Origin of the sequence: Gemmiger formicilis, assembly GCF_900167555.1 — a bacterium.
GTDB classification, from domain to species: Bacteria; Bacillota; Clostridia; order Oscillospirales; family Ruminococcaceae; genus Gemmiger; species Gemmiger formicilis.
In genome coordinates this window covers 1-8,709 of sequence record NZ_FUYF01000038.1, presented here as the reverse complement: position 1 = coordinate 8,709, position 8,709 = coordinate 1, and the positions used below count along the sequence as shown (strand labels likewise).

The 8,709-nt window shown below is 49.1% G+C and carries 9 protein-coding genes and 1 pseudogene; 6 read left to right on the top strand and 4 right to left on the bottom strand.

All coding sequences use genetic code 11. The annotated features are described in order from the left end of the window. Both B5D32_RS15645 and B5D32_RS15640 read right to left on the bottom strand, forming a co-directional pair. Window positions 1-228, bottom strand: a pseudogene (locus tag B5D32_RS15645) (NlpC/P60 family protein); the annotation flags it as partial. A 19-nt stretch (window positions 229-247) separates the two neighbouring features. Then, window positions 248-1,975 (bottom strand): M23 family metallopeptidase, encoded by a 1,728-nt coding sequence (locus B5D32_RS15640; RefSeq protein ID WP_242943476.1) that lies wholly within the window; start codon window positions 1,973-1,975, stop codon window positions 248-250. Window positions 1,976-2,295: 320 nt separating this feature from the next. Here B5D32_RS15640 and B5D32_RS13840 point away from each other — a divergent pair, with 320 nt between their 5' ends. After that, window positions 2,296-2,502 (top strand): hypothetical protein, encoded by a 207-nt coding sequence (locus B5D32_RS13840; RefSeq protein WP_078785561.1) that lies wholly within the window; start codon window positions 2,296-2,298, stop codon window positions 2,500-2,502. A gap of 248 nt (window positions 2,503-2,750) precedes the next feature. Further along, window positions 2,751-2,957, top strand: a complete 207-nt coding sequence (locus B5D32_RS13830) for a hypothetical protein (protein ID WP_078785560.1) — start codon at window positions 2,751-2,753, stop codon at window positions 2,955-2,957. 62 nt (window positions 2,958-3,019) lie between these two features. On the opposite strand, the gene B5D32_RS13825 is transcribed toward B5D32_RS13830, so the two are convergent. Next, window positions 3,020-3,793, bottom strand: a complete 774-nt coding sequence (locus B5D32_RS13825) for an ABC transporter ATP-binding protein (RefSeq protein WP_078785559.1) — start codon at window positions 3,791-3,793, stop codon at window positions 3,020-3,022. A 1-nt stretch (window position 3,794) separates the two neighbouring features. Continuing rightward, a complete protein-coding gene (locus B5D32_RS13820; protein WP_143402783.1) occupies window positions 3,795-4,856 on the bottom strand; it encodes a FecCD family ABC transporter permease in 1,062 nt (353 codons plus the stop codon). 168 nt (window positions 4,857-5,024) lie between these two features. Between B5D32_RS13820 and B5D32_RS13815 the strand changes: the two genes are divergently transcribed. From B5D32_RS13815 to B5D32_RS13800, 4 genes are all read left to right on the top strand, one after another. Beyond that, complete coding sequence (locus tag B5D32_RS13815) at window positions 5,025-6,089, top strand: ABC transporter substrate-binding protein (RefSeq protein WP_159447067.1); 1,065 nt, start codon at window positions 5,025-5,027, stop codon at window positions 6,087-6,089. A 572-nt stretch (window positions 6,090-6,661) separates the two neighbouring features. Next, the gene (locus B5D32_RS13810; RefSeq protein WP_078785556.1) at window positions 6,662-7,099 is read left to right on the top strand and encodes a radical SAM mobile pair system MarR family transcriptional regulator; all 438 of its coding nucleotides are present in this window, start codon (window positions 6,662-6,664) and stop codon (window positions 7,097-7,099) included. Between the two features lie 54 nt (window positions 7,100-7,153). Continuing rightward, a complete protein-coding gene (locus tag B5D32_RS13805; RefSeq protein WP_078785555.1) occupies window positions 7,154-7,831 on the top strand; it encodes a response regulator transcription factor in 678 nt (225 codons plus the stop codon). Further along, the coding region (locus tag B5D32_RS13800) for a sensor histidine kinase (protein WP_078785554.1) at window positions 7,824-8,709 on the top strand (886 nt) is incomplete at its 3' end. The genes B5D32_RS13805 and B5D32_RS13800, both read left to right, overlap by 8 nt.

The window sequence follows — 8,709 nt, the reverse complement described above, 5'->3', positions numbered from 1 at the left end:
ACTTTGTGGCTTCTTCCATGAGCGCCGCAAAAGCCGGGTCATCCAGCGCCTCGCCGGGTATCTCATAGCTGGGGCCGGTATCTTCGCCGCCGTTGAAATTCCTTCCCACAGATAGGGTTTGTTGCCCTTGAGCTGCTGCATAACGGTGTAGATTTCCCGCTGCTGTTCGTTAAGCCTCGGCAGGATCACGGCAGGCAGCGTTTTGTTTGTGAGGGTCACATTTAAGATTCTCAGTCTCAAATATTTGCTATATAGTAAAGTAAGTCTCCGCATCCCTACGAACGCCATTAATATGAACTTCAAAATGTAAGTGGTTTCCTGTTGCCCGCCCGGTGTGACCCACATAGCCGATGACCTGCCCGACCTGCACCTGCTGACCGGTAATGACGCAGATGGACGAACAGTGGGCGTACAGCGTTTCCAGCCCGCCGCCGTGGTCGATTTGGATGTAGTAGCCGTAGCTACCGCCCCAACTGTCAAGACCGTTGGCAACGGTGACGATGCCGTCTGCGGCAGCGAGGATCGGCGTACCCTCGGCGCAGGCAATGTCAGTGCCGGTGTGGGAGCTGACCTCGCCGGTGATGGGGTCCACGCGGTGACCAAATTGAGAAGTAATCGTACCCGCGACAGGCAGCGGCCATTGCAGGGTGCCTGTCGGGGTGCGGGTGCTGTCCGGGGTCATAAGTTCACCGCCGCCCTGCGCAAAACCACCGAGCAGTTCTGCCCACAGTTCCTCGTACTGCGGGTCTTGTAAAAGTTGCAGATAGGTGTTCTGACGGGTGGTGAAATGATAATCTGCCGCCATCTCATCGGGTGTTTTGTGGGTCAGCTCAATAGCAAGGACGGTTTCAGTTATCTCTGTGGTGGTCGGGTTTCCGTCCTCATCGGTGGTTTCTATTGTGGTAGTCTCCGGGTGGGTGGAACAATCCACCGCATTCATCGCCCACATAGTTTCCCGCAGTTTATCTACCTGCTCCTCTGTCAGTGCCGCAACGGGTGCGCCTTGTTCATTTCCTGAAACATACGAAGAAAAGACCGCCAGGACATCTTGCCAACGAATGTAGTACACGTCATCGTTGGCTGTAATGTCTTGGCGGTCATGCTGTACGGTGTCGGAGATTTCTTCCAGCCTGTCGCGGTATTCTGCTGTCAGTGTTTCTACTGCCTGTTGCACGGTAATTGTGTCGGTGTTGGGCGCATTGGCGGCAAAAAAGATGCCATAGGCCGAGCCGGACACAAAGGCCACAAGGCTGATGACAATAATAATGCTGAGTGCCACGCTAATCCCTGCAGCAATGGCCGCGACAAGACTGTGCAGGCCGACAAGAAAATGCCGTATTGCCGAGCGCACCGCCACAGCCGTCTTGCGGGTGCTGCTGGCGGCTTTCTGGATAGCAAGCTGCACTTGACGGGTACGGGTCTGCATTTGTGCTTGGGTTGTTATGCTCCACACAGTTTCATTTGCGGCGGTTCGCAGTTGGCGCTGACTTTGGGTCACACCGCGAATATCGCGCGGCACGGTCTTGGCGGTGACGGCTTTTTCTTTTGCTCGCTGGCGGGGCAAATCCGCCCCACGGCGCGAGCGCTGCTCTGCATCGGTCAGCGTGTCGTGCCCAGCCTGTTTCGGGCTGACACCGCGCTCACTGGCGGTGTGGGCGCGGGTGGTTTCGGTTTGTTCTGCGGCGCGGCGCTCCTTATATTTTTCAATTTGCTTGCGGGTAAACCTGCGCCCTTGCTGCACGTTGAAATCGGTGTTTTTCTTGATAGCTGAATAGGATGTGTCGGCCAGCATCCCACCGGTGTCGTTGGCTGTGGTATAATCGCCAGCCCCCTGCGCAGAGGTGCTTTCTCGCAGCTTAGTTCGGCTTTTTTCCTTAGCCTCTGTCCATGCGTTTTTCAGCGCAGCTTTCGGGATTTTCCCGGTTGCATTGCTTCTCGGCATATGCTCGGTTGGCTTTTCTTTAATATCTTTCATGGCATCACCCCACGTCATAAATTATTCAAATTGAATTTCAAAATCGTTCAAACAGCTTTTAAATTCTACACACAAGTCGCCGCTATAATAAGTCTCGTAATCAAAACAAACGCGGGAAGCATCCCGCACACCACTGCGCCTTAGACCATGCCAGAGCAATCGCTCGGTTAAGGCCAGACAACAAATTAGGCTAAAGGACCATTACATATAAAAAAGCAATGCTGTATCTTACGATTCTGGACGATACAGCATTTTCTTTGCATTTATGAAAGAATGTCGCTATAATAGGGCTATATCTTTGAAACGCGAGGGTTTCTCCTATGGACTTGTACATCAGCGCCGCCGAATATGACTACCACACCCTGCTGAAAGTGTCGGAGATGGCTGGGCTTGCCGGAATCATCGGCTTTCACGAGGCAGGGGACGGCTATCTGGTAACTTTCCCGGATGGCGAAAATGCTGAGGCTCTCATCAACGATTATAAAGGTCGGCTGCGCGATTTGGAAAACAACATTTGGATGCACTAATGTAGGCATACAAATCGGAATTTGTGAAATCCACATATTTTAAGAAGGAGCCTTCGCTTATGCGAAAGCTCCTTTTCTGCACACCTTACTTTTTCAGCTTTAAGCCATCTCGGAACGCTTCGCCCACACGCTCGGTGACTTTATAATAGCCGTGGGTGTAGGGGTCAAATGCGATGGCGTTGACCCTGGGCATATCAATTTTTCCATCCACCATACAATAAGACGAGTAATATGGAAGAGGTCTGGCGATGAATCTTTATATTAGCGCGAACGACTATGACTATCACACGTTGGTGAAAGTGTCTCAAATGGCGGGTTTATATGGCATTGTCGGCTTTCACGAGGCAGGAGAGGACTACTTGCCGAGTTTTCCTGATGGCAATAATACCCAAGCACAAATACACGATTTTAAAGCACGGCTGAAAGATTTGGAAAATAATATCTGGATGCACTAATTTGGAATTGACAAACAAAAACGTTGAACGCAATTTCATTGAAATTTCGTTCAACGTTTTTACTATTTGCGCCTTGTGGGAAGAAAAGCTACGGCGAGATCTTGCGTGATGGGATTTGTGTAGATTTCGCTCTCTACGTCATAAATGGTGCGGATGGTCTCCTTGGTAATCAACTTGTTGGGCGCACCCTCTGCCACGATGCGCCCCTGCTTCATGGCATAGAGATAGTCGCAGTAGCGGGCGCTCAATTCGATATTGTGCAGTACACATAGGGTGGAAATGTTCAAATCTTTTACAAGATTCAACACTTCAAACTGAAATTTAATATCAAGGTGGTTGGTGGGTTCATCCAGAATCAGTAATTCCGGCTGCTGTACGATAGCGCGGGCCAAAATCACCCGCTGCTTTTCGCCGCCGGAAAGCGAGAGATAACTGCGCTGCCGCAAAGGGTATAGCTCGGTCTTGCGCAGCGTATCCTCCACCAACTTGTAGTCGGCTTCGGAATAGCCCTCCATCATCTTTTTGTGGGGCGAACGCCCCATAAGCACCATATCCTGCACGGAAAAATCAAAAGCAAGTTCATTGAACTGCCCTACAACGGCAATGTGTCGGGCAGCCTCTTTGGGGCTCATCTTAGTAACATTTTGACCGTTCAGCAAAACCTCGCCGGAATCAATGGGGTTGACCCGGTAGATGGCTTTCAGCAAGGTGGATTTTCCGCAGCCGTTTGGCCCGATGATGCCTACACTCTGCCGCTCGCCTACATGGAGGCTGACGCCGTTTACGATCTTGGCTTTGCCCAGCGTCACATGGACATCTTTTACAGCAAGCTCCAACTTATTTACCTCCAAAGCCGTAATCTTTTTTCAGCAGCATATATAGGAACACCGGCGCACCAAGCGCAGCAGTGATAATACCCACCGGCACTTCGGAACCGCTGACCAGCGACCGGGAGAGCAGGTCGGTGAGCACCATAAAAATGCCGCCGAACAGGATGGTGTAGGGAGTCAGTACACGATGGTTGGCACCAAAGATTGCTCTGGAAATGTGGGGGATCACCAAGCCGACAAAGCCGATCATGCCGCAGCCGGAGACCAGAATACCGGTGATCAGGCTGGCAATAATCAGATAGACTCTACGCCAGAAAGTAAGGTTGATGCCCAGCGTGGTGGCGGCTTCTTCGCCCATCAGCATCAGATTCAAGGTGTTGCTTTGGGTCAGGAAAAACAGGGCGGTCAACGCCACAATCACCAAAATAGCCGGCACTTTTGACCATGTGGCAGAAGCCGTGCTGCCCATGATCCAGAAAGTAATGTTCTGCAATGCCTGTGCATTGTTGGCAAAGTAGATCATGATATTGGAAAAAGCCGAAAACATCGAGTTTATGACCGTACCGGACAGCACCAGCTTGGCACCCGTGGCATGACCGCCGATATTGGCAAAAAACAATACCAGAAAAGAAGCAAGCAGCGCCCCGGCAAAAGCGCAGACCGATACGCTTGCCTGCCCGATAAGCGGCAGGGTGCCGACACCAACCATCAGTGCAAAAGTAGCGCCCAGTGTTGCACCTGACGAAATACCCAGAATATAGGGGTCAGCCAGAGGGTTTTCCACCGCGGCCTGCATGACAATGCCGCACAGCGAAAGGCCGATGCCTACGGCAGCAGCAATCAGTGCGCGCGGAAAGCGTATCATCCACACAACATTGAAATAGGCAGATGGGATCTCTGCATAACCTGCTAATTTTACATGAAAAAGACGCTCCATCAGAATTTTGAAGGTATCCGAAAGCGGTATCTCCACCTGCCCGGTGGATGCCGAAAGCAGAATACTAAGTACCAGCAATGCAAGCAAAGCTGGAATATAAATCAGTTTTTTGGTTTCCGTTTTTTTCTTCAATTTTCCGGTTGACACCTCCGCGAAAGTATGGTATAGTAACAAGCCGTGAAGATTAGTTAAGGCTAACCGAGATTATAGCATACTTCCCGCAAAAAGAAAACAGTTTTTTTGCAGGGAAATTCTTACAATCAGGTTACGAAAGCCTGAATAATGGGAAAGGAAATGTATATGAAATTCAAAAACATGATGACGGCAGGCACCTGCTTGGTACTGAGTGCCGCGCTGCTGGCCGGATGCGGTGCTTCTGCATCCGAAACCTCTTCCGAATCGGCATCTTCTGAGGCGGTCGCCCCAGAAGAAACAGCTTCCCCGGAAGTGGCAGAGGACAGCTATTACCCTGTCAGCGCGGATACCTACACCGTTTCGTCTGACGGCGCGACTTGGACCCCTGTCACCACAGAGTACACAGCAGAACCTCAGCGCGTGGTGGCGAACAACCAGGGCACCGCCAATTTGTTGATTCGTCTGGGGCTCGCCGATAAGTTGGTTGGCGTGGCCGCAGTCTATGGCCCTGCCCCGGAGGATGTGGCTGAGCAGTTCAATGCTGTGCCCGTCATTGCAGAGGGCTACGCCTCCAAAGAGGCTGTGCTGGGAGTAGATCCGGATTTTGTTGCTGGCCGCGGCGACCTGTTTGTGGATGGTGACTACGGTGTAGGCACCACGGAAGAACTGGCCTCGGCAGGTATTGCCAGCTATATTACCCATGTAGGCGAGACCGGCGCTAACTTCCAGTCTTTCCTGACCGACATCGACAACTTAGGCGTAATTTTCAATGTGCAGGACAAGGCTGCCGAGCTGAAAGCCTACTATCAGGATTATGTGGCAGCACTCCAGAGTGATGAGCGCTGGGCAGGCAAGACCACCAAGATGGCTGAGGTTTCTTGGATCGAGGACGGTATGCCGGTCTTTGGCTCGGCTGCTACGGAAAGTTTGCAGAACGAAGCCTTTGCGATGATTGGTCTGGACAACATCAACGAGGACTGCGATGGTTCGCAGGTCAGCATTGAAACGATCATTGCAGAAGATCCCGAAGTCATCGTTCTGTTTGACTATGAGGGTGGCCCGGACATGGATGAAATGATCCAGTCGCTGTATGATAATGCGGCATTGCAGGACATCAGCGCGATCAAGAACAAGAAGGTCATTTCGCTGGACTTTAATGCTATTTACGGCGGCAGCGGCGACCTCTATACGGCAATGAGTGACCTCGCCGATGAATTTTACGGTGCTTGATTAGAATGCTGAACACCTGCAAAGGGTAAAAGTATAACGAGCTAATGCCTATTGTACCATGGCACAAATACATGATTTCAGAGTGCGACTGCCCCAAAGATTTGGAAAATAATATCTGGATGCACTAACTTGGATTCGACTAGCAAAAACGCTGAATGCGATTTCACTGAAATTGTATTCAGCGTTTTTGCCTTTTCGAGCTAAAAATCTAAGGCAATACCGCATAATGCAAATAGTCTCAAAAAGTGGTATAATATAGGAACGAAATGTGAATGATTTCCTGCCTTTGGATTTTGCTTATGAACGCGATGAGAATGCCCACGATTGCTGATATGTTTTCTCAGAAGCAGATCTTCAGTGGAAAAGCGCCGACCTTGTTATCGGTTGAAATAGCGTGCATTATTAGAACTACTTGAAAAAATCAAACGGGAATGATAGGATTATTTATATAGGAAAAATTCCAGTTTGGAGAATTGAAAAAAACGGAATTTACCTATTAAGACATATAAACTCTTGACAACAAAGCTCCTATATAGTATGTTTTTAACAAACTACCATATAGGAGCTTTTGCATGGAAATGAATGGAGGATTTCTTGTCACCAAAATAAAACAGCTTGGAGACCGGATTTTCGAGAGGATTCTCAGTGAAAAGAATATTGATGCGTTTAATGGAGCCCAAGGGCGTATTCTTTATGTGCTGTGGCAGGAGGATGGTATCTCAATCAGGTCACTCTCGACTAAATGCGGATTAGCGATAACATCTCTTACTACGATGCTGGAAAGAATGGAAAATCAAGGGCTGATAAGCCGTGTTCAGTCTGAAACGGACAAAAGGAAAACACTCCTGTTTCTGACTGAGAAAGCACATGCCTTAAAGGGCGAGTACGATTCTGTATCTGATGAGATGGGCAGTATTTACTACAAAGGTTTTTCAAAGGAAGAAATTACCCGGTTTGAGGAATGCCTCGACCGCATCAGAAAGAATCTTGAGGAGTGGCAGAAGTCATGAGTATTTGTATCAAAGATCAGATGGTGGCATTTGAATAACGAAGGTGTGAGATACATGGAACAATTATTGATTATTGAAGATGATATCGGTTTGAATCAAGGCTTATGCAAAGCGCTGAAAGCAGATGCTCGGCAGATCATTTCCTGCCAAGACCTAAAAACGGCGAAGGAGCAGCTGCTTTGCGGCGGTGTATCCCTGATCCTGTTGGATATCAATCTGCCGGATGGCAGCGGGCTTGAGCTGCTTCGGGAGGTCAAGGAAAACCTGCCCGGAGTTCCTGTTATTCTGCTGACTGCCAATGACACCGATCTGGATATCGTAGACGGACTGGAGCGGGGCGCTGATGATTACATTACCAAGCCCTTTTCTCTTTCGGTTTTGCGGGCAAGGGTGAATACCCAACTGCGAAAGCAAGCGTCAAGCCATAAAAATGCGCCGTTCCATATGGATCTATTTCACTTTGACTTTGAGGCTATGACCTTTTATGTGGGAGATTCAAAAGTGGAATTGAGTAAAACAGAACAAAAATTACTGCGTCTGCTTGTTGAAAACCGTGGTCGAACCATGACTCGTGGAGACCTTGTCGACCGGATCTGGACAGATGGCGCAGAATATGTGGATGAAAATGCTTTGTCTGTTACGATCAAGCGTCTGAGGGATAAGCTTGGCGCACAGAAATACATTAAAACCATCTACGGAATCGGTTATAGCTGGGTGACAAAAGATGAATAAAACCGGCATTGTGATCATACTGCTATGTTTTCTGGCGGCGATAGCTGTTGTATTATGGGAGCGGAGAAAGACCAGAAAAACGATGGAAGAAATCGAAAGGATGCTGGACGCTGCCATGACCGGCTCCTTTTCTGAAACCAATTTTGATGAAAGCCAGCTGTCTGCATTGGAAACAAAGTTTGCACACTATCTTTCTGCCGCAGAAGCATCTTCTCGAAATGTAGCGCAGGAAAAAGACAAAATCAAAACCTTGATTGCGGATATCTCCCACCAGACAAAAACGCCGATTGCAAACCTGCTGTTATACAGCGAGCTTTTGATGGAGGAAACTCTGCCTGCATCGGCGAAGGCAAATGTGGAGGCGCTGTACAAGCAAGCGGAAAAGCTGCGATTTCTGATCGATTCTCTCGTAAAGCTTTCCAGACTGGAAAATGGGATCATTTCACTCGCCCCTCAGCAAGCAGCGCTGCAGCCGCTGCTTGAAAATGTGGTAGAACAATATACTGCCAAGGCTTCTGAAAAAGGATTGTCTTTGCAAATGCAGGATACCGATGCTTTTGCTGTATTCGACTTCAAATGGACAGCGGAAGCGCTGGCTAATATCGTAGACAACGCCATCAAATATACAGAGCATGGCACCATTACTATTTCTGCCGTAAGCTATGAAATGTTTGCAAGGATCGATATATCGGATACCGGTTCAGGCATCCCGGAAAATGAGCAAGCGAAGATATTTGCTCGCTTTTACCGCTCAAATAGTGTGCAGAAACAAGAAGGTGTGGGCATCGGCTTATACCTTGCCCGACAGATCATATCCGGCGAGGGCGGTTATATCAAGGTTGCTTCCGTTCCGGGAAAAGGAAGTACGTTTTCCATAT